Raw genomic sequence first — 22,484 nt, 5'->3', positions numbered from 1 at the left:
CACCGCCATCCGGCACCTTCCAGGAAAAGAACCTTCATGTCATCATCCCGTCCGGTGTTCCGCTCGCGTTGGCTGCCGTATTTACTGGTTGCCCCGCAGTTGGTTATCACCGTTATTTTCTTTATCTGGCCTGCGGGCGAAGCGCTGTGGTATTCGCTGCAAAGCGTCGATCCGTTTGGTTTTTCCAGCCAATTTGTCGGGCTGGAGAATTTCGTCGCGCTTTTTCACGACAGTTATTATCTCGACGCCTTCTGGACGACGATTAAATTCAGCGCGCTGGTCACGTTTAGCGGCCTGCTGGTCTCGTTGTTTTTCGCCGCCCTGGTGGATTACGTGGTGCGCGGCAGCCGTTTTTATCAGACGCTGATGCTGCTGCCTTATGCCGTCGCGCCCGCCGTCGCCGCCGTATTGTGGATTTTCCTGTTTAACCCGGGGCGGGGATTAATCACTCATTTCCTCGGCGAATTCGGCTATGACTGGAACCATGCGCAAAACAGCGGTCAGGCGATGTTCCTGGTGGTATTTGCGTCAGTCTGGAAGCAGATTAGTTACAACTTTTTATTTTTCTTTGCCGCGCTGCAATCCATTCCCCGCTCGCTGGTGGAAGCGGCGGCCATTGACGGCGCCGGGCCGATTCGTCGTTTCTTCCGGCTTTCTTTGCCGCTTATTGCGCCGGTCAGTTTCTTCCTGCTGGTGGTCAACCTGGTGTATGCCTTTTTCGACACCTTCCCGGTGATCGACGCCGCGACCGCCGGCGGGCCGGTACAAGCCACCACGACGCTGATTTATAAGATCTATCGCGAAGGGTTTACCGGCCTGGATCTCTCGGCGTCCGCCGCGCAGTCGGTGGTGTTGATGTTCCTCGTCATCATTCTGACGGTGGTGCAGTTCCGCTATGTGGAAAGTAAGGTGCGTTACCAATGATAGAGAATCGTCGCGGGCTGACAATATTCAGCCATACCATGCTGATTCTGGGGATCGCGGTCATTTTGTTTCCTCTGTATGTCGCGTTTGTCGCGGCGACGCTGGACGACCGCGCGGTGTTTGAGACGCCGATGACGCTGCTTCCCGGCACGCAGTTACTGGAGAATATCAAAACTATTTGGGTCAACGGCGTCGGTGTTAATAGCGCGCCATTCTGGCTGATGATGCTTAACAGTTTCATTATGGCGTTCAGCATTACGGTAGGCAAAATCACGGTATCTATGCTTTCCGCATTCGCCATCGTCTGGTTTCGTTTTCCCCTGCGTAACCTGTTCTTCTGGATGATTTTTATCACCCTGATGCTGCCGGTTGAAGTGCGTATCTTCCCGACGGTGGAAGTGATCGCCAATCTGAAAATGCTCGACAGCTATGCTGGTCTGACGCTACCGCTGATGGCGTCCGCTACCGCCACTTTCCTGTTTCGTCAGTTCTTCATGACGCTTCCGGATGAACTGGTGGAGGCGGCCCGTATTGACGGCGCGTCGCCGATGCGCTTTTTCCGCGACATCGTGTTGCCGCTGTCAAAAACCAACCTGGCGGCGTTATTCGTCATCACCTTTATCTACGGCTGGAACCAGTATCTGTGGCCGCTGTTGATTATCACCGACGTGAATCTTGGCACTGCCGTAGCGGGTATCAAAGGGATGATCGCCACCGGCGAAGGTACCACGCAATGGAACCAGGTGATGGCGGCAATGCTGCTGACCCTTATTCCCCCGGTTGTCATCGTTTTAGCCATGCAGCGCGCGTTTGTGCGTGGCCTGGTCGATAGTGAGAAATAAAAATGGCTGGTTTAAAACTACAGGCAGTAACCAAAAGCTGGGACGGCAAAACCCAGGTCATTCAACCGTTAACGCTGGACGTGGCGGATGGCGAATTTATCGTGATGGTCGGGCCGTCCGGCTGCGGCAAATCAACGTTGTTGCGGATGGTGGCCGGTCTGGAACGCGTGACCAGCGGCGATATCTGGATTGATCGCAAACGTGTCACCGAGATGGAGCCCAAAGATCGCGGCATCGCGATGGTATTTCAGAACTATGCTCTCTATCCCCATATGAGCGTAGAGGAGAACATGGCGTGGGGACTAAAAATTCGCGGTATGAGCAAAGCGCATATTGAAGAACGCGTGCGGGAGGCGGCGCGCATTCTGGAGCTGGACGGCCTGCTTAAACGCCGTCCACGCGAGCTTTCCGGCGGTCAACGGCAGCGCGTGGCAATGGGGCGCGCGATCGTCCGCGAGCCGGCAGTCTTTTTATTCGACGAACCGCTTTCTAACCTCGACGCCAAGCTGCGCGTGCAGATGCGTCTGGAGTTACAACATCTGCATCGTCGTCTTCGTACCACCTCGCTCTATGTTACTCACGATCAGGTAGAGGCGATGACGCTGGCCCAGCGGGTGATGGTGATGAATAAAGGCGTCGCAGAACAGATTGGCACGCCGGTAGAGGTGTATGAAAAACCGGCCAGTCGCTTTGTGGCAAGCTTTATTGGCAGCCCGGCGATGAACCTGTTGGATGGCGTTATCAGCGCTTCCGGCGACCGTTTCGAATTGCCTGGCGGTCTGGCGTTGCCGATTGGTGCGGGCTATCGAGGTCATGCCGGACGTAAAATGACGCTGGGTATCCGCCCGGAACATATTGCGTTAAGCTCGCAGGCGGAAGGCGGCGTGCCGCTAACGGTAGACACGCTGGAGATTCTGGGCGCGGATAATCTGGCGCATGGGCGCTGGGGCGATCAGAAACTGGTGGTGCGGTTGGCGCATCAGCAGCGCCCGGCGGCGGGCAGTACGCTATGGCTGCATCTGCCGGAACATCAGCGGCATCTTTTTGATGGCGAAACAGGACAACGTGTATGAGTAACTGGCCTTATCCCCACATTGTCGCCCATCGCGGTGGCGGTAAACTGGCGCCGGAAAACACTCTGGCGGCGATTGACGTGGGCGCGCGATACGGGCACACCATGATTGAGTTTGATGCCAAGCTGTCGAAAGACGGCGAAATTTTCCTGCTGCATGACGATAACCTGGAGCGCACCAGCAACGGTTGGGGCGTGGCGGGCGAGTTGAACTGGCAGGATTTATTGCGTGTGGACGCTGGCGGTTGGTTTAGCGGCGAATTTAAAGGCGAGCCGCTGCCGTTGCTCTCGCAGGTGGCGGAGCGCTGCCGTAAACACGGCATGATGGCGAATATTGAGATAAAACCGACAACGGGGAGCGGCAGGCTGACAGGACGCGTCGTGGCGTTGGCCGCCCGTGAACTGTGGGCCGGGATGACGCCGCCGCTGCTTTCTTCCTTTGAGATAGAGGCGCTGGAAGCGGCGCAGGCAGCAGCACCTGAACTGCCGCGTGGGTTACTGCTGGATAAATGGCGTGAAGACTGGCGTGAACTGACGACCCGTCTGGGCTGTGTTTCCCTCCATCTCAACCATAAATTACTCGATGAGACGCGAGTGCAAGAGATTAAGGCCGCGGGTCTGCGGATTCTGGTGTATACCGTCAATCAGCCCCAGCGGGCGGCAGAGCTGCTGCGCTGGGGCGTGGATTGTATCTGCACCGATCGCATTGATGACATCGGCCCTCACTTTCAGTTTTAAGGGCCGTCAGTTTTAAGGGCTGATGGTTTTCAGCGGGATGTCAGGCTGCGGCGTCCCGCTGCCCTGCTGCAACATTGGCTGGGAATGGTTTAGCATCCGGTCCGGATTTCCGCTGCCGCTGAGCATTCCGCCCTGCGTATTGGGCAGCGTTTGCTGACCGAGCATACCGTTGCCCGGCTGTCCCTGCTGAACCCGCTGCGTATTGGCATTCAACTGCGACTGTAGATTTTGCTGCTGGCTGCGCGCCTGCGTTTGCATCTGTTGTTTCAACATACCCTGCTGCTGAATCTGCTGCGTTTGCATCTGCGTCTGCATACGCTGCTGGCTGGGGATCTGATAACCTGGCTGATTAGGATTATTCATAGTGTTAATTGGCTGGGCCAATACAGCAAAGGGTAACAAAGCCGTAATAAGTAGTAAGCGTTTCATTGTCGTCTCCTCCCGATGAGGCCTCTTTTTAAGTGTACCTCTATTTCGCCATGATGATGATTTTTTAAGCGTTGTGGACCAGGATTAAACGGGACATACACCCATTTATCTGGAGAAAAACAACGATGAAACCAACGTTTATGCGCTGGGTGGCGATCGCCGCTCTGCTGGCCGGGGGGACGTTTAGCGCGGTGGCCAATCCTCCCGTCGCGCCGCCAGTCTCCTATGGTGTTGAAGAAGATGTCTTTCATCCTGTGCGGGCGACGCAAGGGATGGTGGCGTCCGTGGATGCAATGGCGACGCAGGTTGGCGTGGATATCTTAAAGCAGGGCGGTAATGCCGTGGATGCCGCCGTCGCCGTGGGCTATGCGCTGGCTGTCACGCATCCGCAAGCCGGGAATCTGGGCGGCGGAGGATTTATGCTGCTGCGCACTAAAGATGGCGCTACCACGGTGATCGATTTTCGTGAAATGGCGCCTGCTGGCGCGACCCGTGATATGTTCCTCGACGAGCAGGGTAACGCCGATGCGAAAAAGTCGCTGACGTCGCATCTGGCATCCGGTACGCCGGGTACCGTGGCGGGGTTCTCGCTGGCGCTGGAGAAATACGGCACGATGCCGCTGAATAAAGTGGTGCGTCCGGCGATGACGCTGGCGGAAGAGGGTTTTGTGGTTAACGATGCGCTGGCCGACGACTTAAAAACTTACGGCAGCGAAGTGATCCCTAATCATGAGAACAGCAAAGTCATTTTCTGGAAAGACGGCGAGCCGCTGAAAAAAGGCGATAAGCTGGTCCAGAAGAATCTGGCGAAAAGCCTGGAAATGATTGCTGAAAATGGCCCGGATGCGTTTTATAAAGGGGCGATTGCTGACCAGATTGCCGGAGAAATGCAGAAGAACGGCGGTCTGATGACCAAAGAGGATTTAGCCAGCTATAAAGCCGTTGAGCGTTCGCCAATCAGCGGTGACTATCGCGGGTATCAGGTCTTCTCCATGCCGCCGCCATCCTCGGGCGGTATTCACATCGTGCAAATTCTCAATATCCTTGAAAATTTCGACATGAAGAAGTACGGCTTTGGCAGCGCCGATGCCATGCAAATCATGGCGGAAGCGGAAAAATACGCCTATGCCGACCGCTCAGAGTATCTGGGTGACCCGGACTTTGTGAAAGTGCCGTGGCAGGCGCTGACCAACAAAGCCTATGCGAAAACGCTGGCCGATCAAATTGATATCAACAAGGCCAAACCTTCCAGCCAGATCAAACCTGGCAAGCTCGCCCCGTATGAAAGCAACCAGACCACCCACTTCTCGGTGGTGGATAAAGGCGGCAATGCTGTGGCGGTGACCTATACCCTGAACACCACCTTCGGCACAGGAATTGTGGCGGGAAATACCGGTATTCTGCTGAATAATCAAATGGATGATTTTTCTGCTAAACCCGGTGTACCTAATGTTTATGGCCTGGTGGGCGGCGATGCTAACGCGGTCGGTCCGAAGAAGCGTCCGCTGTCGTCGATGTCGCCGACTATCGTCGTTAAAGACGGGAAAACCTGGCTGGTGACCGGCAGTCCTGGCGGTAGCCGTATTATTACTACCGTACTGCAAATGGTGGTCAATACTATTGATTTTGGCATGAACGTCGCCGAAGCGACCAACGCGCCGCGTTTCCATCATCAATGGTTGCCGGACGAACTGCGGGTAGAAAAGGGCTTCAGCCCCGATACGCTGAAGTTGCTGGAACAGAAAGGGCAGAAAGTCGCGCTGAAAGAAGCGATGGGCAGCACCCAAAGTATTATGGTTGGACCGGATGGCGAACTGTACGGCGCGTCTGACCCGCGTTCGGTGGATGATTTAACGGCGGGATACTGATTTTTAATTCCAGGCCCGGTGTCAGACACCGGGCTATTTGCAGATTATGCCGTGAGTAATCGGGCTGGATTATCAATACAAAGCTTGCGCAGAGTATCGTTGTCTACTCCGCGAGCAGCCAGATAGGCGAGGAAGACATTCGGGACAAACCCCCAGCCATTTCCGCCATTTTTCGCCCACATCTGTTTGAGAAAAACATCATGGCTTAAAACGATTTGGTCGGCGTAACCCAGTGCAATCAGATTCGCTACTGCATCTGCGGTCTCCTGAACGCCCGGCGCGACACCTTCTTTTGGGAAGGTGATGTCCAGACCAATCATGTCAAATTCAAGCCATACGCCACGGTCGAGCATTTTACGTTGATAGACGACATCTTTTCCTGAAGGGTCCGAATGCGCCAGCGAGACTTTTGCCGGAGAAACGTTCATTTCTTCCAGCACGATATCCAGCACCTCATCACCCAGTCGCAGCCACCCTGGCATATGGATATTCATCGCCGTGTGGGGGTTGTTACATTGTGCCAGAGACGCTGCCCGCAGGCTGTTACGCTCCGCTTGGGTAAACGCGGGAGATACGCCGATTTCACCGATCATGCCAGCGCGAATATCCGTCTCGCCAATACCCTGATTCAGTTCTTTATCAATGAGTGAGGCTAACAGCTCAACAGGTTTATGGATCCGGGTACTTTCAAATTTCTCCAGATAAGGTCCGGATGACGCAACGATATTCAAACCCGTTTTTAAGGCAACTTCTCGCAGCGCTGAGGCATCCCGCCCAATGGATTCTGAACCGGTGGCGTCGACAATCGTCCTGCCGCCCAAAGACATAAAGTTATTGATTTCGAAGATAACATCATCAATCTCTTTGCGGTCCATGTTATCGGCGCAGCAGTATGGGTCGTGTTTCAACCCCCACTGCAGGTCAGCACTGACTTTCTTTCCCACCAGTTGCTGTGAAAAAGCATAATGTGGCTCGTCTACGACCGAAGACAGATCGTTAAACAGATGTTCATGCGGTAGCGTCAGCCCCATATCCGTATGCGCCACCGGGCCTGTTACGGTTTGCAGGAAACCTTTCATTCTGACACCTCTATTCTTTGCGCCATTTTGGATGCTCTGTATTCAGGGATGGTGGTCACAATCGCACCGACTAACGCGAACAGCGTACCGATGATGGTGACCAGGTAGACCGTATTGCCTAATGAAGGGATCAATTCATCAATTAGCACTGAGCCAAGCAGTTGGCCTGCTGTTGACGCTACGCCCAGCATCAATAGCCCTAAGCCTCTCACCAGAATCGCCATTAGCCCGATGGACAGCAGACCCAGCGGACCACCGAGATACATCCACCATGTATCGGGTAACTGGATGGTGACATGGCCTAATGCGATACGTATCGCCAGCGCCGCGCCCAGGACACAAAAGCCGACGATGAAGTTCCATGTAATGGACACCAGCATGGAGCCCGTTGCCTCGGCGACTTTCGCATTCCCTGCAGGCTGCCAGCCAGCGAGTAACCCTGCCAAAAAGGGGAGGATAGCGAGCAGGATAAACGAGGTTGAGTGCCACTGTGGCGACACGACAAAAATGGTGGCGATAACGGCGAACAATGCGCCAGTAATGCGCCATGGCGTAAAATATTTCTTCTCCTCCACACCGATGCCAAAACGGTCGCACAGCAGGCCGGAAAGGAGCAGAGCGGAAATTAATGCCGTTTGAAAGGTGGCAACGCCCAGCGCGCTGGCAGATGCGCCTTCAGAAAATACAACCATCGCCCCGCATAATCCTGCAAACCAATTCCATAGCGGGATTTTTCTCTTTTTAATCAGAGTAGGGATTGAGGCGAATTGCTGGCGTGTTTCTTTGCGCGCAATAATAATAAAAAACATGACGACCAGACCGCTGGCAAACGAGATTACTGCGCAAGCATTACCGTCTTGTAACCAATGTCCTAACTGCCCATTAACGGCAGACTGCATCGGGGAAAGCATACCGGCTAAGATGGTGGCAAGCATCAGTAAGGGGGTTGAGTACTTATTCTTGTTCATACATCAATCCTTATATTTTATAAAAGGAGTAACTTTCGTTACTCCATTGTTTTTTATTTTCTGGCGATGAATTGAAGCGTGTTGACCCACAGGTCGGTATAAAATGGCCATGACATAAACTGCTGGGTTCCCCAGTGTGGGGAGCAGTCGCTCATAAAGCAGGCGGTTTTACCCTGTTGGTATTCACCGAACACTAACAATGGGTCATTATTTATTGTTAATACGACATTGGCATCGTCTCTGGCGACGGCCTGGTTATATCCAAGAAATACCGGATAATCTGAGAACCCGTTAACAACAGGATGTTCAGGTGAGACAGCCTCAGCACAAATACCCTCTGGCTTTTCTACCCGGTCATCGCCATCAAGCATAATAACTGGCAGAACCTCAGCAAGAACGGTGTTCTTATAATTGGCTTTTGCCTCAATACCCATGAACGACAGATAGCCGCCAATCATGAGTAGTCCACCGCCATTTTTGACGTACTCTTTAATGGACTCCAGAGCGTTTGGTTTTATTTTTAGCTGATAAAATGTCTCGTTTTGCAACAGGAAGGTATTACTACCAATGTCGCTAATAACAATCACATCGTAACGATTTAATTCGTCAATACTCTCTGGAAAGGCAATTTGTACCGTGTGGGCAGGCATGTAATCAATATCAACGCCGCCTTTCCTCAAGCATTCCAGTAACCATGTAGCGCCTTCTTCATATTTACTGGAGGTGAAACTGTCATAACCTTTTGAATGAATCATATGAATATGCCAGGATTCTCCAATAAAGAGCACCTTTAGTTTTTTCTGCGTATTGTTCATAGTCTGCTCCTTGATTTAGTGAGTAGAGATAGTTTGTTTGTAATGTGAACCCTGAATACGATGAAGAACGGAGTCGTTTTCCGGCATATCAGAGGCATTAGGCGTTTCAACCGCAAGTGAGGCAAATGCGCTGGCGTAGCACAATGCGGATGCCAGTGACTTTCCTTTTGCAAGACCAGATGCGAGGGCGCCATTGAAAGCGTCACCCGCTCCCGCCGTATTTTTTACAACTGCCGGAAATGCCGGGGAATAGATGAATTGTGTGCCATCATAAGCAAGCGAACCTTTGCTACCTAATGTAATAATGGTATTTTTGACGCCTTTCTGATGAATAATTTTGGCCGCGCATTTGGCTGATTCGATATCATTAACCGCCATATTGGCCAGCAGGCCTGCTTCCGTTTCATTTGGCGTAATATAGTCAATGTTATCAATGATGGTGTTAACCATGTCATTGTATGGCGCTGGATTGATGATGACCGGTATGTCATTTTTTTGTGCGAGACGAATTGTTTGCTGCAGCGCTTCGTAATTCGTCTCCAGTTGGACAAGAACAATATCTGAATGAATAATGGCTTCTTTCTGAATGGTGATTTCATCAGGGGAAATTGTCATGTTGGCGCCAGGGTAGATAGCGATGACGTTATCTCCGGTATCTCCATTCACCATGATGGTTGCTGTACCTGTTTGTGTTTCTTTGGTCTGGTAGATAACACTTTTATGGATTTTTGATGAGTTTATAAAATTAATGGCGTAATCACTAAAATGATCTGAGCCGACTTTAGTAATAAAATGCACATCAGAGTCGGCATAGCTTGCTGCTAATGCCTGATTACATCCCTTACCGCCGGGTGAAAAAATAAATTTATCGGCAAGCAATGATTCTCCCGTTGAGGGTAATCTCGGTAGATAACTGATAATATCAACATTGAACGAGCCAATAACACATACATTATTTTTCATGGCAGAGAGACCTTTTTTATTTTTCTGCGCTGATTCATATTTTTCCAGCACATAAGCAATTTCATTTTTTGCGACGTTATCAAGAGAATCAAGGGTAATAAATGCACCACCATGACAGCGAGTAAGATATCCCTGTCCGGCAAGTTCATTGAGATCTGAACGAATAGTTTCCTTTGTTACCTTGAGACTTTTCGCCAGATTTGAAACTTTTACAACTCCCGAAATACTGAGTTCCTTCAATATTCTATGATGGCGTTCAAATTTCATTTTTTACCTCACCGTGGTTAAATTAGTCCCGGGAGGAGTATATTGTTGTGATTGTCACCATAAAGTGATGGCAGAAACCAAAAAAAAACAAAAATGTAATATTAATATTGCTAAAATTACGGAAAAAACGGTGATAAAGCTTAAAGTGGTAATAACCATGAAATTCAGGTGGTTATTGTTTTGATATAGGGGAAGTAGGTTGCAATAACTGGAATGTTGTGAGGTTTGTGACGTTTCGCCCCACAGGGTGGGGCGGGGAAGCGCTATTTCACGCGCGCCATAAAGTACGCATCAACGTACTCACCGTTGCGCAGGCCGTATTTCTTACCGGTGCCTTCGATTTCAAAGCCGTACTTCTTATACACCGCCACCGCGGGCTCGTTATCAACAAACACCGTTAACTCAATACGCTCGACGCGCAGCCAGTTGTCGCACATGTCGATCATCGTGCGGATCAGCGCGCTGGCAATACCGCGATTGTGCCACCGGGCATCCACGCAGATACCAAAATCGGCCACGTGGCTGCGGCGAGGACGTTGGGTGACCTGAATAGAAAGATGGCCAACGACAATATCGTCAATGCAGGCAACCAGTTGTTTAACCCCGGCTTGCTCGGTTAGCCGCGCCTGCCACATTTCGAGGGAAGGATGAGGAACCTGTAGCGTGTTGTGATACACCTCCGGCTGGGCGTGGATCTGACGAATGGCGTCGTAATCTTTCGGTTCAGCGTGGCGTATCACTATTTCACTCATTCCTTATCTCCTGCAGGGGTAATTGTGTATTTACACTCGCTGAGAAAGAAAATTCCGTCAACCGCATTTTTTTGCAAAAAGAAGTAGACAAGTGCGAATGAGAATGATTATTATTGCCTTGCGTTCAGGGGAACCCCTACGGAGAACCTGAAAGCACGACATTGCTCACATTGCTTCCAGTATTACTTTAGCCAGCTTTTGCTGGCTTTTTTTTGGGTTTTGTTTCAGCCTGGCTTACTTGTCATTTTGTCCCCGGGAAGTGCTCGTGCTCCTCACGTACATTTAGTACGCTCCGGGCCCTGCGCGCTTGCCGTGAACAAACTGACCGCGACGCCGACGGCCGATCTTGAGGCATCTGCTTTTGTAGGCCCGAAAAGTCTTCTCCGCCACCGTCAAAGAATCCAACATTCAGTCTCCTCACGCTTTGCGCTATGGTGTAAACAATCATCTTCAAAAGGATCGTCTCATGACCTTACACTGCGCATTTATTGGATTCGGCAAAAGTACCACCCGTTACCATCTCCCCTATGTTCTGAATCGGAAAGATACCTGGCATGTCGCGCATATTTTCCGTCGTCACGCTAAACCGGAAGAGCAGGTGCCGCAGTATTCACATATTCACTTCACCAGCGATCTGGATGAGGTGTTGGGCGATCCGCAGGTAAAACTGGTGATCGTCTGTACGCATGCTGACAGCCATTTCGAATACGCCAAACGCGCGCTGGAAGCGGGTAAAAATGTGCTGGTTGAGAAACCTTTCACGCCGACGCTGGCGCAGGCAAAAGTGTTGTTCGACCTGGCGCGAAGCAAAGGACTGACCGTTACGCCGTATCAGAATCGGCGTTTTGATTCCTGTTTTCTCACGGCTAAAAAAGCGATTGAGAGCGGGAAACTGGGCAAGATTGTCGAAGTTGAAAGCCATTTTGACTACTACCGACCCGTGGCGGAAACCAAACCGGGCCTGCCGCAAGATGGTGCTTTCTACGGACTTGGCGTCCACACCATGGATCAAATTATTTCGCTATTTGGCCGCCCGGATCATGTCGCGTATGACATTCGTAGCCTGCGTAATAAAGCGAATCCGGATGACACCTTTGAAGCGCAACTATTTTATGGCGATTTGAAGGCTATCGTTAAAACCAGCCACCTGGTGAAAATTGATTACCCGAAATTTATCGTGCATGGGACTAAAGGTTCGTTTGTGAAGTACGGTATCGATCAACAAGAAACCAGCCTGAAAGCGAACATTATGCCCGGTGAACCCGGTTTCGCCGCTGACGAATCCGTCGGCGTGCTGGAATATGTTAACGATGACGGTGTTACGGTGAAAGAAGAGGTGAAACCGGAAACGGGTGACTATGGTCGTGTTTATGATGCGCTGTACCAGACGTTGACCGTCGGTACGCCTAATTACGTCAAGGAATCTGAAGTTCTTACCAACCTGGAAATCCTCGAACGTGCTTTCGAACAGGCAACGCCTGCGACGATAACCCTCGCTAAATAGCCCTTGCAGACTCCTCTGCGCTTATTCATATTTTTTGAACAGAGGAGTCAATTTTCACCCTCTATGATCCCGGACGGAATGAGTCCACACTTATTCCATCGAAAACATCTGGGGGTGAACACAATGATCTACTTACGCAAAGCAAACGACCGCGGTCATGCGAATCATGGCTGGCTTGACTCCTGGCATACCTTTTCTTTTGCCGATTATTACGATCCGAACTTTATGGGGTTCTCGGCGCTGCGTGTGATTAACGACGACGTGATCGACGCAGGCCAGGGGTTCGGCACGCATCCGCATAAAGACATGGAAATTTTGACCTATGTGCTGGAAGGCGCCGTAGAACACCAGGACAGTATGGGCAATAAAGAACAGGTTCCGGCAGGTGAATTCCAGATTATGAGCGCCGGGACCGGCGTTCGCCACTCCGAGTACAACCCGAGCAAAACGGATCGTCTGCGGCTGTACCAGATCTGGATCATTCCGCAAGAAACCGGCATCACGCCGCGCTACGAACAGCGTCGCTTCGACGCCGCGCAGGGCAAGCAACTGGTGCTTTCGCCAGATGCTCGCGATGGTTCGCTGAAGGTCCACCAGGATATGGAGCTGTACCGCTGGGCGCTGCTCAAAGATGAGCAGTCGGTGCATCAGATTGCCGCTGAGCGCCGCGTCTGGATCCAGGTGGTAAAAGGTAACGTGACCATTAACGGTACTAAAGCCACCACCAGCGATGGTCTGGCGATTTGGGATGAGCAGGCAATCTCGATTCATGCCGACAGCGACAGTGAAGTGTTGCTGTTTGACTTGCCGCCAGTCTAAAAATACACGTCATCCTTCAAGCCGCATCTGTGTTGGCTTTATTACTCGGCCCATCCATAGGCCTCGCCCCTTCGGGGCCGCTGCGAGCAGCGTTCAAATCTGCTCCCGGCAGATTTGTCGCTCACCCCGGTCGCGTACTTAATGTACGCTCCCGGGGATTTACTGAGGGACATCCTTGTCCCTCACCAGAGGCAACCTTCGGTTGTTCAAATTCGTTCCTGACGAATTTGTCACTGCGTCGCCGCCTTGATGCAACTCGAATGATTCTGTGTATTTCTCACAATAAAAAAACGGCTTTTTTTCTCTGCGAAGGTTCACGCACGTCCGTGGTAAACTGGGCAAATCTATCCCTTTTATACCTTTCAGGACGATGAAAAAGAAAAGACCCGTACTTCAGGATGTGGCCGACCGTGTGGGCGTGACCAAAATGACGGTCAGCCGTTTTTTGCGTAATCCGGAGCAGGTCTCCGTCGCGCTGCGGGGTAAAATTGCGGCTGCGCTTGATGAGCTCGGGTACATTCCTAATCGCGCGCCTGACATTCTTTCCAACGCCACCAGCCGCGCCATTGGCGTTCTGCTGCCGTCTTTAACCAACCAGGTCTTTGCGGAAGTGTTACGCGGCATTGAGGCTGTCACCGACGCGCATGGTTATCAAACCATGCTGGCGCACTACGGCTATAAACCGGAGATGGAGCAGGAGCGCCTGGAATCGATGCTCTCCTGGAATATCGACGGCCTGATCCTCACTGAGCGTACCCATACGCCGCGCACCTTAAAAATGATCGAAGTCGCCGGGATTCCGGTGGTGGAACTGATGGACAGCCAGTCGCCGTGTCTCGATATTGCCGTTGGTTTTGACAACTTCGAGGCCGCCCGTCAGATGACCGCCGCGATTATCGCGCGCGGTCATCGTCATATCGCCTATCTGGGGGCGCGCCTCGACGAACGTACTATCATCAAGCAGAAGGGCTATGAACAGGCGATGCGGGACGCAGGCCTGGTTCCTTACAGTGTGATGATGGAGCAATCTTCATCCTACTCTTCCGGTATCGAACTCATGCGCCAGGCGCGACGCGAATACCCACAGCTTGACGGTATTTTTTGCACCAACGATGACCTGGCGGTGGGGGCGGCCTTCGAATGCCAGCGCCTGGGGCTAAAAATCCCGGACGACATGGCGATCGCCGGGTTCCACGGTCATGACATCGGCCAGGTGATGGAACCGCGTCTGGCAAGCGTCCTGACGCCGCGCGAGCGAATGGGCAGCATTGGCGCGGAACGTCTGTTGGCCCGCATTCGCGGCGAAACGGTCACGCCGAAAATGTTAGATTTAGGTTTCACCTTGTCACCGGGCGGATCTATTTAGTCTGACAACTTTGAAGTAGCTCACACTTATTCACTTTTGGCACGAATGGTCATTGCGTCGTGAATGGTGCGGCTGGACAATGTTACCGATAACAGTTACCCGTAACAAATTTTGCAACTTGTAGAGTGGGGGCCCGCTTTGAGCACGACTAATCATGATCACCACGTTTACGTTCTGATGGGCGTATCAGGCAGCGGTAAATCCGCTGTCGCAAGCGCCGTGGCGCATCAGCTTCATGCCGCGTTTCTGGACGGCGATTTTCTGCATCCGCGCTGCAATATTGAAAAAATGGCTTCCGGCGAGCCGTTGAATGATGATGACCGCAAACCGTGGTTACAGGCGCTGAACGACGCCGCTTTCGCGATGCAGCGTACCAATAAAATCTCGCTGATCGTCTGTTCCGCACTGAAAAAACATTATCGCGACCTGCTGCGCGAGGGAAACCCGAACCTCTCCTTTATCTATCTGAAAGGTGATTTCGACGTCATTGAAAGCCGTCTGAAAGCGCGCAAAGGTCATTTCTTCAAAACCCAGATGCTGGTGACGCAGTTTGAAACGCTGCAAGAGCCGGGTGCCGACGAACGCGATGTTCTGGTGGTGGATATCGACCAGCCGCTGGAAGGCGTCGTGGCGAGCACCATTGAGGTCATCAATAAAGGCAGTACGCTGTGAGTACATTAACACTGGTTTTAACCGCCGTCGGTTCCGTCTTACTGCTGCTGTTTCTCGTGATGAAGGCGCGTATGCACGCCTTCGTCGCGTTAATGGTCGTCTCAATGGGCGCGGGGCTTTTTTCAGGGATGCCGCTTGATAAAATCGCCGCGACCATGGAAAAAGGGATGGGCGGCACGCTGGGCTTCCTGGCGATTGTGGTCGCGCTGGGGGCGATGTTCGGTAAAATTCTGCATGAAACCGGCGCGGTCGATCAGATAGCCGTGAAAATGCTTAAATCCTTTGGCCATAACCGCGCGCACTATGCGATTGGCCTGGCCGGCTTGATTTGCGCGCTCCCGCTGTTCTTTGAAGTGGCGATTGTGCTGCTGATAAGTGTGGCGTTCTCAATGGCGCGTCATACCGGCACAAACCTGGTGAAGCTGGTCATTCCGCTGTTTGCGGGCGTGGCGGCAGCCGCGGCGTTTTTGTTGCCTGGGCCTGCGCCGATGCTGCTGGCTTCCCAGATGCATGCTGATTTCGGCTGGATGATCCTGATTGGGCTGTGCGCCGCCATTCCTGGCATGATTATCGCCGGGCCGCTGTGGGGGAATTTTATCAGCCGTTACGTTGAGCTGCGTATTCCTGACGACATTACCGAGCCGCATCTGGGTGAAGGTAAAATGCCTTCTTTCGGCTTCAGCCTGTCGCTGATTCTGCTGCCGTTGGTGCTGGTAGGGCTGAAAACGATCGCCGCGCGTTTTGTGCCGGAAGGTTCCACCGCTTACGAATGGTTTGAGTTTATCGGCCACCCCTTCACTGCGATTCTGGTCGCTTGTCTGGTAGCGATTTACGGCCTGGCGATGCGTCAGGGGATGCCGAAAGACAAAGTGATGGAAATCTGCGGCCACGCGCTGCAACCGGCGGGCATTATTCTGCTGGTGATTGGCGCAGGCGGGGTGTTCAAACAGGTACTGGTTGACTCCGGCGTCGGCCCGGCGCTGGGCGAAGCGTTAACCGGCATGGGGCTGCCGATTGCCATTACCTGCTTTGTGCTGGCGGCGGCGGTGCGCATCATTCAGGGTTCCGCGACCGTGGCGTGTTTAACCGCGGTCGGTCTGGTGATGCCGGTCATTGAGCAACTGAATTTCTCCGGCGCGCAGATGGCGGCGCTCTCTATCTGTATCGCCGGCGGTTCAATTGTGGTTTCCCATGTTAACGACGCCGGCTTCTGGCTGTTCGGTAAATTTACCGGCGCGACCGAAGCGCAGACGCTGAAGACCTGGACGATGATGGAAACTATCCTCGGCACGGTCGGCGCGATTGTCGGAATGATTGCTTTCCAACTGCTGAGCTGAGTCTTGTTGCCCGGTGGCGCTGTGCTTACCGGGCCTGGAAACGGGCACATATCGACACCGTAAGCCGGGTAAGGCGTAATCGCTACCCGGTTTTTTTATTGAGGTGTGCATGGCAATCGCCCAACGACATTTTGCCTCGCCATGTTTCAGTACGCGCATAAAAGCAGGCAAATTTCTACGCTGATCCATAATTAGGATCAATAAAACAGCGACGGAAATGATTCCCTTCCTAACGCAAATTCCCTGATAATCGCCACTGGACTTTCTGCTTGCGCGGTAAGGCAGGATAAGTCGCATTACTGATGGCTTCGCTATCATTGATTAATTTCACTTGCGACTTTGGCTGCTTTTTGTATGGTGAAGGATGCGCCACAGGATACTGGCGCGCATACACAGCACATCTCTTTGCAGGAAAAAAACGCTATGAAAAATGTTGGTTTTATCGGCTGGCGCGGAATGGTCGGCTCTGTTCTCATGCAACGCATGGTAGAGGAGCGCGATTTCGACGCTATTCGCCCTGTTTTCTTTTCTACCTCCCAGTTTGGACAGGCGGCGCCCACCTTCGGCGACACCTCCACCGGTACGCTACAGGACGCTTTTGATCTGGATGCGCTAAAAGCGCTCGATATCATCGTGACCTGCCAGGGCGGCGATTATACCAACGAAATTTATCCAAAGCTGCGCGAAAGCGGATGGCAAGGTTACTGGATTGACGCGGCTTCTACGCTGCGCATGAAAGATGATGCCATTATTATTCTCGACCCGGTCAACCAGGACGTGATTACCGACGGCCTGAACAATGGCGTGAAGACCTTTGTGGGCGGTAACTGTACCGTTAGCCTGATGTTGATGTCGCTGGGCGGTCTCTTTGCCCATAATCTCGTTGACTGGGTATCCGTCGCGACCTATCAGGCCGCCTCCGGCGGCGGCGCGCGCCATATGCGCGAGCTGTTAACCCAAATGGGTCAGTTGTATGGCCATGTCGCCGATGAACTGGCGACGCCGTCTTCCGCAATTCTTGATATTGAACGCAAAGTTACGGCATTGACCCGCAGCGGCGAGCTGCCGGTTGATAACTTTGGCGTACCGCTGGCGGGAAGCCTGATCCCCTGGATCGACAAACAGCTCGATAACGGCCAAAGCCGCGAAGAGTGGAAAGGCCAGGCGGAAACCAACAAGATCCTCAATACTGCCTCTGTGATCCCGGTTGATGGTTTGTGTGTGCGCGTCGGCGCACTGCGCTGTCACAGCCAGGCGTTCACCATTAAGCTGAAAAAAGAGGTATCCATTCCGACGGTGGAAGAACTGCTGGCGGCACATAATCCGTGGGCGAAAGTGGTGCCGAACGATCGTGATATCACTATGCGCGAATTAACCCCGGCGGCGGTGACCGGCACGTTGACTACGCCGGTTGGTCGTCTGCGTAAGCTGAACATGGGGCCAGAGTTCTTGTCGGCGTTTACCGTAGGCGACCAGTTGTTATGGGGCGCCGCCGAGCCGCTGCGTCGAATGCTGCGCCAGTTGGCGTAGTAGCTATTGCAGCGCTTATCGGGCCTGCGTGTGGTTCTGTAGGCCGGATAAGGCGTGTCAGCGCCGCCATCCAGCAATATCCGCCAGATAAGGTGTAGTCGGCAAGCAGACGTCAGATTGATATGTAGGGTGCATCGTCACCCTTTTTTTGCGTAATACAGGAGTAAACGCAGATGTTTCATTTTTATCAGGAGTTAAGCAGAGCATTGGCTATTCTTTAAGGGTAGCTTAATCCCACGGGTATTAAGCCTAACCTGAAGGTAGGACGACGCAGATAGGATGCACAGTGTGCTGCGCCGTTCAGGTCAAAGAAGTGTCACTACCTGATGTTGAATTCAGTGAGATGGAGTGACGCCACAAAACAGGATGACAAACCATGTCCAGTCGTATCGATAGAGACGTGATTAATGCGCTAATTGCAGGACATTTTGCGGACCCTTTTTCCGTACTCGGAATGCACCAGACCCAAGCCGGACTAGAAGTCCGCGCCCTATTACCTGACGCCACCGACGTATGGGTGATTGAACCCAAAACCGGACGTAAAGTCGGCAAACTGGAATGTCTCGACGCTCGCGGTTTTTTCTGCGGCGTTTTACCCCGACGTAAAAATTTCTTTCGCTATCAGCTCGCCGTGACCTGGCACGGACAGCAGAACCTCATCGACGATCCTTACCGTTTTGGTCCATTAATACAGGAAATGGATGTCTGGCTATTGTCGGAAGGCACCCACCTGCGTCCTTATGAAACGCTGGGCGCGCACGCCGATACGATGGATGGCGTCACCGGCACCCGTTTCTCCGTCTGGGCGCCTAATGCTCGTCGCGTTTCGGTTGTCGGGCAATTCAACTATTGGGATGGGCGTCGCCACCCGATGCGTCTGCGCAAAGAGAGCGGTATTTGGGAGCTGTTTATCCCCGGCGCGCATAATGGACAACTGTATAAATTCGAGCTGCTTGATGCGAATGGTAATCTGCGCATTAAAGCCGATCCCTATGCTTTTGAGGCGCAGATGCGTCCGGAAACGGCGTCGATGATTTGCGGACTGCCGGAGAAAGTGACGCCAAGCGAAGAACGACAAAAAGCCAATCAGTTTGATGCGCCGATCTCGATTTATGAGGTGCATTTAGGTTCATGGCGCCGCCATACGGATAACAATTTCTGGCTGAGCTATCGTGAGCTGGCGGATCAGCTTGTGCCTTACGCCAAATGGATGGGCTTTACGCACCTTGAACTCTTGCCGGTCAACGAACATCCGTTTGACGGCAGTTGGGGCTACCAGCCGACCGGCCTCTACGCGCCGACCCGCCGCTTTGGTACGCGGGACGACTTCCGCTATTTCATCAATGCGGCCCATGCGGCGGGCCTTAACGTCATTCTCGACTGGGTGCCGGGCCATTTCCCGTCCGATGAATTTAGCCTCGCGGAGTTTGACGGCACCCACCTCTATGAGCACAGCGATCCGCGCGAGGGCTATCACCAGGACTGGAATACGCTGATCTACAACTATGGTCGTCGTGAAGTCAGTAATTATCTGGTGGGCAACGCCCTGTACTGGATGGAGCGTTTTGGGATTGATGCGCTGCGTGTCGATGCGGTGGCCTCTATGATCTACCGCGACTACAGCCGCAAAGAGGGCGAGTGGATACCGAACGAGTTCGGCGGTCGTGAAAACCTGGAAGCCATTGAGTTTCTGCGTAATACCAACCGCATTATTGGCGAGCAGGTGCCCGGCGCGGTCAGCATGGCGGAAGAGTCGACAGACTTCTCTGGCGTGACGCGTCCACCGGAAACGGGCGGCCTGGGGTTCTGGTACAAGTGGAACCTGGGCTGGATGCACGACACGCTGGACTATATGAAGCTGGACCCAGTGTACCGCCAGTATCATCACGACAAGCTGACCTTTGGTATGTTGTACAACCATACCGAAAACTTTGTTCTGCCGCTGTCGCACGATGAGGTGGTTCACGGCAAGAAATCCATTCTCGATCGTATGCCGGGCGATGCGTGGCAAAAATTCGCCAACCTGCGCGCCTACTATGGCTGGATGTGGGCCTTTCCCGGCAAGAAACTGCTGTTTATGGGGAATGAGTTTGCCCAGGGACGCGAGTGGAACCATGACGCCAGCCTCGACTGGCACCTGCTGGAGGGGGGCGATAACTGGCACCACGGGGTTCAGCGTCTGGTACGCGATCTCAACCACACCTATCGCCACCATAAAGCGTTGCATGAGCTGGATTTCGATGCTTACGGCTTTGAGTGGTTGGTGGTCGATGACAATGAACGCTCGGTACTGATTTTTGTACGCCGTGATAAAGCCGGTAACGAGATCATCGTCGCCAGCAACTTTACGCCCGTTCCTCGCCACGACTACCGCTTTGGCATCAACCAGCCGGGACGCTGGCGTGAAATTCTCAATACTGATTCGATGCATTATCACGGTAGCAACACCGGCAACGGCGGCGTGGTGCACAGCGATGAGATCGAAAGCCATGGCCGTCAGCACTCTCTTAGCCTGACGTTACCGCCGTTGGCGACGATCTGGCTGATGCGGGAGGGGGAATGACGCAGCTTGCGATCGGCGAAGCAACGCCGCATGGCGCAACGTATGACGGTCATGGCGTGAATTTCACGCTCTTTTCCGCCCATGCGGAGCGCGTAGAGCTGTGCGTTTTTGATTCCCGAGGGAATGAGCGCCGCTATGACCTGCCAGGACGTCGCGGCGATGTCTGGCATGGTTATCTGGCAGGCGCCAGGCCTGGTTTGCGCTATGGCTATCGCGTACATGGCCCGTGGCAGCCAGCGCAGGGGCATCGGTTTAATCCGGCGAAGTTACTGCTTGATCCTTATGCGCGCCGGGTCGAGGGCGAACTAAAAGATCATCCGCTGTTGCACGGCGGACACGATGAACCGGACTACCGCGATAACGCGGCGGTGGCGCCGAAAAGCGTGATAATCAGCGACCATTATGACTGGGAAGATGACGCCGCGCCGCGCACGCCGTGGGGAAAAACGGTCATCTATGAAGCGCATGTCAAAGGGCTGACCTACCTGCATCCGGAACTCCCCCAGGAGATACGCGGCACCTATAAAGCGCTCGGTCATCCGGTCATGGTGGCGTATTTCAAACAGCTTGGCATTACGGCGCTGGAACTGTTGCCGGTGGCGCAGTTTGCCAGCGAGCCGCGCCTGCAACGTATGGGACTGACCAATTATTGGGGTTATAACCCGATGGCGATGTTCGCGCTGCATCCCGCCTGGGCCAGTTCGCCCGAGACGGCGCTGGACGAGTTTCGCGACGCGGTGAAAGCGCTGCATCGCGCGGGGATTGAGGTCATTCTGGACATCGTATTAAACCATAGCGCCGAGCTGGATCTGGACGGTCCAACCTTCTCCCTGCGCGGAATTGATAACCGTAGCTATTATTGGATAAGGGACGATGGTGATTATCACAACTGGACGGGGTGCGGCAACACGCTCAATTTAAGCCATCCTGGCGTGGTGGAATACGCGTGCGAGTGTTTGCGCTATTGGGTGGAAACCTGTCATGTCGATGGTTTTCGTTTTGATTTGGCGTCCGTCATGGGGCGCACGCCGACGTTTCGCCAGGATGCGCCGCTGTTCGCCGCGATTAAAGCGTGTCCTGTGTTATCAACGGTCAAGCTGATTGCTGAACCGTGGGATATTGGCGAGGGCGGCTATCAGGTCGGGAATTTTCCGCCACCGTTTGCCGAGTGGAACGATCATTTTCGCGATGCGGCCCGCCGATTCTGGTTGCCGCGTAACCTGACGACCGGGGAGTTTGCCTGTCGTTTCGCCGCTTCCAGCGATGTGTTTAAACGCAATGGTCGCGCGCCCGGCGCCTCTGTCAATCTGCTCACGGCGCATGACGGTTTTACGCTCCGGGACTGCGTCTGTTTCAATCAGAAACACAATGAGGCGAACGGTGAGGAAAATCGCGACGGCACCAACAGCAATTACAGCGACAATCATGGTAAAGAAGGATTAGGCGGTCCGCTTGATTTAATGGAGCGGCGGCGCGACAGCATTCATGCCCTGCTGGCGACGCTACTGCTCTCTCAGGGAACGCCGATGCTGCTGGCAGGCGATGAACATGGCCATAGCCAGCACGGCAACAATAACGCCTACTGTCAGGATAATGCCTTAACCTGGCTGGACTGGCAGCAGGCAAACCGTGGGTTAACCACGTTTACCGCCGCGCTGATTCGTTTGCGTCAGCAGATACCGGCTTTAACCGGCAATAGCTGGTGGGAAGAAGGCGATGGCAACGTGCGTTGGCTGAATAAAAACGCGCAACCCTTGAGTGCGGATGAGTGGCAAAACGGGCCTAAGCTGATGCAAATTCTGTTGTCGGACCGTTTTCTGATTGCGATAAATGCCACGCTTGAGGTGACAGATATAGTTTTACCCGAAGGGGAATGGCGCGCCGTTCCCCCATTCGCTGGAGAGGATAATCCGGTGATAACGGCGGTCTGGCAGGGACCTGCGCATGGACTGTGTGTGTTCCAGAGAGGATAAAAA

General features: G+C 53.2%; 19 protein-coding genes and 1 pseudogene. 13 read left to right on the top strand and 7 right to left on the bottom strand.

Translation table 11 applies throughout. The annotated features are described in order from the left end of the window. The first annotated feature begins 36 nt into the window (after nucleotides 1-36). From ugpA to ugpQ, 4 genes are read left to right on the top strand one after another with little or no spacing between them, the layout of a single operon-like run. Complete coding sequence (ugpA, locus tag ACLJPE_RS15645) at nucleotides 37-924, top strand: sn-glycerol-3-phosphate ABC transporter permease UgpA (protein ID WP_000099303.1); 888 nt, start codon at nucleotides 37-39, stop codon at nucleotides 922-924. Then, nucleotides 921-1,766, top strand: coding sequence for a sn-glycerol-3-phosphate ABC transporter permease UgpE (ugpE, locus tag ACLJPE_RS15640; protein ID WP_000572196.1), 846 nt, complete (start codon nucleotides 921-923; stop codon nucleotides 1,764-1,766). The genes ugpA and ugpE overlap by 4 nt, the downstream gene beginning before the upstream one ends. 2 nt (nucleotides 1,767-1,768) lie before the next feature. Beyond that, nucleotides 1,769-2,839 (top strand): sn-glycerol-3-phosphate import ATP-binding protein UgpC, encoded by a 1,071-nt coding sequence (locus ACLJPE_RS15635; RefSeq protein ID WP_000907842.1) that lies wholly within the window; start codon nucleotides 1,769-1,771, stop codon nucleotides 2,837-2,839. Then, nucleotides 2,836-3,576 carry a glycerophosphodiester phosphodiesterase gene (gene ugpQ, locus ACLJPE_RS15630; RefSeq protein WP_000073548.1) on the top strand — a complete coding sequence of 247 codons (741 nt, stop codon included), beginning with the start codon at nucleotides 2,836-2,838 and terminating at the stop codon, nucleotides 3,574-3,576. The genes ACLJPE_RS15635 and ugpQ overlap by 4 nt, the downstream gene beginning before the upstream one ends. Nucleotides 3,577-3,588: 12 nt before the next feature. Here the strand turns inward: ugpQ and ACLJPE_RS15625 are convergent, their stop codons facing one another. Next, nucleotides 3,589-4,005 (bottom strand): DUF2756 family protein, encoded by a 417-nt coding sequence (locus ACLJPE_RS15625; RefSeq protein WP_000826042.1) that lies wholly within the window; start codon nucleotides 4,003-4,005, stop codon nucleotides 3,589-3,591. Nucleotides 4,006-4,130: 125 nt separating this feature from the next. On the opposite strand from ACLJPE_RS15625, the gene ggt reads away from it, so the two are divergent. Then, the gene (gene ggt, locus ACLJPE_RS15620) at nucleotides 4,131-5,873 is read left to right on the top strand and encodes a gamma-glutamyltransferase (RefSeq protein WP_023215171.1); all 1,743 of its coding nucleotides are present in this window, start codon (nucleotides 4,131-4,133) and stop codon (nucleotides 5,871-5,873) included. Nucleotides 5,874-5,917: 44 nt separating this feature from the next. Here ggt and ACLJPE_RS15615 read toward each other — a convergent pair whose 3' ends face one another. The 5 genes from ACLJPE_RS15615 to yhhY form a co-directional block, all read right to left on the bottom strand. Next, the gene (locus ACLJPE_RS15615) at nucleotides 5,918-6,952 is read right to left on the bottom strand and encodes a phosphotriesterase (RefSeq protein ID WP_000675710.1); all 1,035 of its coding nucleotides are present in this window, start codon (nucleotides 6,950-6,952) and stop codon (nucleotides 5,918-5,920) included. After that, entirely contained in the window at nucleotides 6,949-7,920 is a 972-nt protein-coding gene (locus ACLJPE_RS15610; protein WP_001038948.1) for a DMT family transporter, read from the bottom strand. Before ACLJPE_RS15610 ends, ACLJPE_RS15615 begins: the two co-directional genes overlap by 4 nt. A 53-nt stretch (nucleotides 7,921-7,973) precedes the next feature. After that, a complete protein-coding gene (locus tag ACLJPE_RS15605; RefSeq protein ID WP_039513560.1) occupies nucleotides 7,974-8,735 on the bottom strand; it encodes a glutamine amidotransferase in 762 nt (253 codons plus the stop codon). Nucleotides 8,736-8,750: 15 nt separating this feature from the next. Then, nucleotides 8,751-9,965, bottom strand: a complete 1,215-nt coding sequence (locus tag ACLJPE_RS15600) for a PfkB family carbohydrate kinase (RefSeq protein ID WP_000667447.1) — start codon at nucleotides 9,963-9,965, stop codon at nucleotides 8,751-8,753. A 263-nt stretch (nucleotides 9,966-10,228) separates the two neighbouring features. After that, entirely contained in the window at nucleotides 10,229-10,717 is a 489-nt protein-coding gene (yhhY, locus tag ACLJPE_RS15595) for an N-acetyltransferase (protein WP_001290279.1), read from the bottom strand. Nucleotides 10,718-11,183: 466 nt separating this feature from the next. Here yhhY and ACLJPE_RS15590 point away from each other — a divergent pair, with 466 nt between their 5' ends. From ACLJPE_RS15590 to gntU, 5 genes are all read left to right on the top strand, one after another. After that, nucleotides 11,184-12,221 carry an oxidoreductase gene (locus ACLJPE_RS15590; protein WP_023233355.1) on the top strand — a complete coding sequence of 346 codons (1,038 nt, stop codon included), beginning with the start codon at nucleotides 11,184-11,186 and terminating at the stop codon, nucleotides 12,219-12,221. A gap of 123 nt (nucleotides 12,222-12,344) precedes the next feature. Then, nucleotides 12,345-13,040, top strand: coding sequence for a pirin family protein (locus ACLJPE_RS15585; RefSeq protein ID WP_000639789.1), 696 nt, complete (start codon nucleotides 12,345-12,347; stop codon nucleotides 13,038-13,040). A 370-nt stretch (nucleotides 13,041-13,410) separates the two neighbouring features. Beyond that, the gene (gene gntR / locus ACLJPE_RS15580) at nucleotides 13,411-14,406 is read left to right on the top strand and encodes a gluconate operon transcriptional repressor GntR (RefSeq protein WP_000730239.1); all 996 of its coding nucleotides are present in this window, start codon (nucleotides 13,411-13,413) and stop codon (nucleotides 14,404-14,406) included. 138 nt (nucleotides 14,407-14,544) lie between these two features. Further along, the gene (gntK, locus tag ACLJPE_RS15575) at nucleotides 14,545-15,078 is read left to right on the top strand and encodes a gluconokinase (RefSeq protein ID WP_000108342.1); all 534 of its coding nucleotides are present in this window, start codon (nucleotides 14,545-14,547) and stop codon (nucleotides 15,076-15,078) included. Further along, a complete protein-coding gene (gene gntU / locus ACLJPE_RS15570; protein WP_000105950.1) occupies nucleotides 15,075-16,415 on the top strand; it encodes a gluconate transporter in 1,341 nt (446 codons plus the stop codon). Before gntK ends, gntU begins: the two co-directional genes overlap by 4 nt. On the opposite strand, the pseudogene ACLJPE_RS15565 reads toward gntU, so the two are convergent. Beyond that, a pseudogene (locus ACLJPE_RS15565) lies at nucleotides 16,338-16,712 on the bottom strand (MarC family protein); the annotation flags it as partial. The gene gntU and the pseudogene ACLJPE_RS15565 overlap by 78 nt on opposite strands. Nucleotides 16,713-16,838: 126 nt before the next feature. Here ACLJPE_RS15565 and asd point away from each other — a divergent pair. From asd to glgX, 3 genes are all read left to right on the top strand, one after another. After that, nucleotides 16,839-17,945, top strand: coding sequence for an aspartate-semialdehyde dehydrogenase (gene asd / locus ACLJPE_RS15560; RefSeq protein WP_000799940.1), 1,107 nt, complete (start codon nucleotides 16,839-16,841; stop codon nucleotides 17,943-17,945). Nucleotides 17,946-18,321: 376 nt separating this feature from the next. After that, complete coding sequence (gene glgB / locus ACLJPE_RS15555) at nucleotides 18,322-20,508, top strand: 1,4-alpha-glucan branching enzyme (protein WP_000098558.1); 2,187 nt, start codon at nucleotides 18,322-18,324, stop codon at nucleotides 20,506-20,508. Further along, nucleotides 20,505-22,481 (top strand): glycogen debranching protein GlgX, encoded by a 1,977-nt coding sequence (glgX, locus tag ACLJPE_RS15550; RefSeq protein ID WP_017441607.1) that lies wholly within the window; start codon nucleotides 20,505-20,507, stop codon nucleotides 22,479-22,481. The genes glgB and glgX overlap by 4 nt, the downstream gene beginning before the upstream one ends. Nucleotides 22,482-22,484: the final 3 nt, after the last annotated feature.

Origin of the sequence: Salmonella sp. SAL04196 (genome assembly GCF_046550835.1) — a bacterium.
GTDB lineage: Bacteria > Pseudomonadota > Gammaproteobacteria > Enterobacterales > Enterobacteriaceae > Salmonella > Salmonella enterica.
Note: the sequence above shows the minus strand (reverse complement) of the source record. Positions and strands in the feature narration are given on the sequence as shown.

Excerpts from the sequence above, each read along its gene's own strand:
- ugpA (WP_000099303.1), top strand. The coding sequence starts at position 37 with ATGTCATCATCCCGTCCGGTGTTCCGCTCGCGTTGGCTGCCGTATTTA.
- ugpE (WP_000572196.1), top strand. The coding sequence starts at position 921 with ATGATAGAGAATCGTCGCGGGCTGACAATATTCAGCCATACCATGCTG.
- ACLJPE_RS15635 (WP_000907842.1), top strand. The coding sequence starts at position 1,769 with ATGGCTGGTTTAAAACTACAGGCAGTAACCAAAAGCTGGGACGGCAAA.
- ugpQ (WP_000073548.1), top strand. The coding sequence starts at position 2,836 with ATGAGTAACTGGCCTTATCCCCACATTGTCGCCCATCGCGGTGGCGGT.
- ACLJPE_RS15625 (WP_000826042.1), bottom strand. The coding sequence starts at position 4,005 with ATGAAACGCTTACTACTTATTACGGCTTTGTTACCCTTTGCTGTATTG.
- ggt (WP_023215171.1), top strand. The coding sequence starts at position 4,131 with ATGAAACCAACGTTTATGCGCTGGGTGGCGATCGCCGCTCTGCTGGCC.
- ACLJPE_RS15615 (WP_000675710.1), bottom strand. The coding sequence starts at position 6,952 with ATGAAAGGTTTCCTGCAAACCGTAACAGGCCCGGTGGCGCATACGGAT.
- ACLJPE_RS15610 (WP_001038948.1), bottom strand. The coding sequence starts at position 7,920 with ATGAACAAGAATAAGTACTCAACCCCCTTACTGATGCTTGCCACCATC.
- ACLJPE_RS15605 (WP_039513560.1), bottom strand. The coding sequence starts at position 8,735 with ATGAACAATACGCAGAAAAAACTAAAGGTGCTCTTTATTGGAGAATCC.
- ACLJPE_RS15600 (WP_000667447.1), bottom strand. The coding sequence starts at position 9,965 with ATGAAATTTGAACGCCATCATAGAATATTGAAGGAACTCAGTATTTCG.
- yhhY (WP_001290279.1), bottom strand. The coding sequence starts at position 10,717 with ATGAGTGAAATAGTGATACGCCACGCTGAACCGAAAGATTACGACGCC.
- ACLJPE_RS15590 (WP_023233355.1), top strand. The coding sequence starts at position 11,184 with ATGACCTTACACTGCGCATTTATTGGATTCGGCAAAAGTACCACCCGT.
- ACLJPE_RS15585 (WP_000639789.1), top strand. The coding sequence starts at position 12,345 with ATGATCTACTTACGCAAAGCAAACGACCGCGGTCATGCGAATCATGGC.
- gntR (WP_000730239.1), top strand. The coding sequence starts at position 13,411 with ATGAAAAAGAAAAGACCCGTACTTCAGGATGTGGCCGACCGTGTGGGC.
- asd (WP_000799940.1), top strand. The coding sequence starts at position 16,839 with ATGAAAAATGTTGGTTTTATCGGCTGGCGCGGAATGGTCGGCTCTGTT.
- glgB (WP_000098558.1), top strand. The coding sequence starts at position 18,322 with ATGTCCAGTCGTATCGATAGAGACGTGATTAATGCGCTAATTGCAGGA.
- glgX (WP_017441607.1), top strand. The coding sequence starts at position 20,505 with ATGACGCAGCTTGCGATCGGCGAAGCAACGCCGCATGGCGCAACGTAT.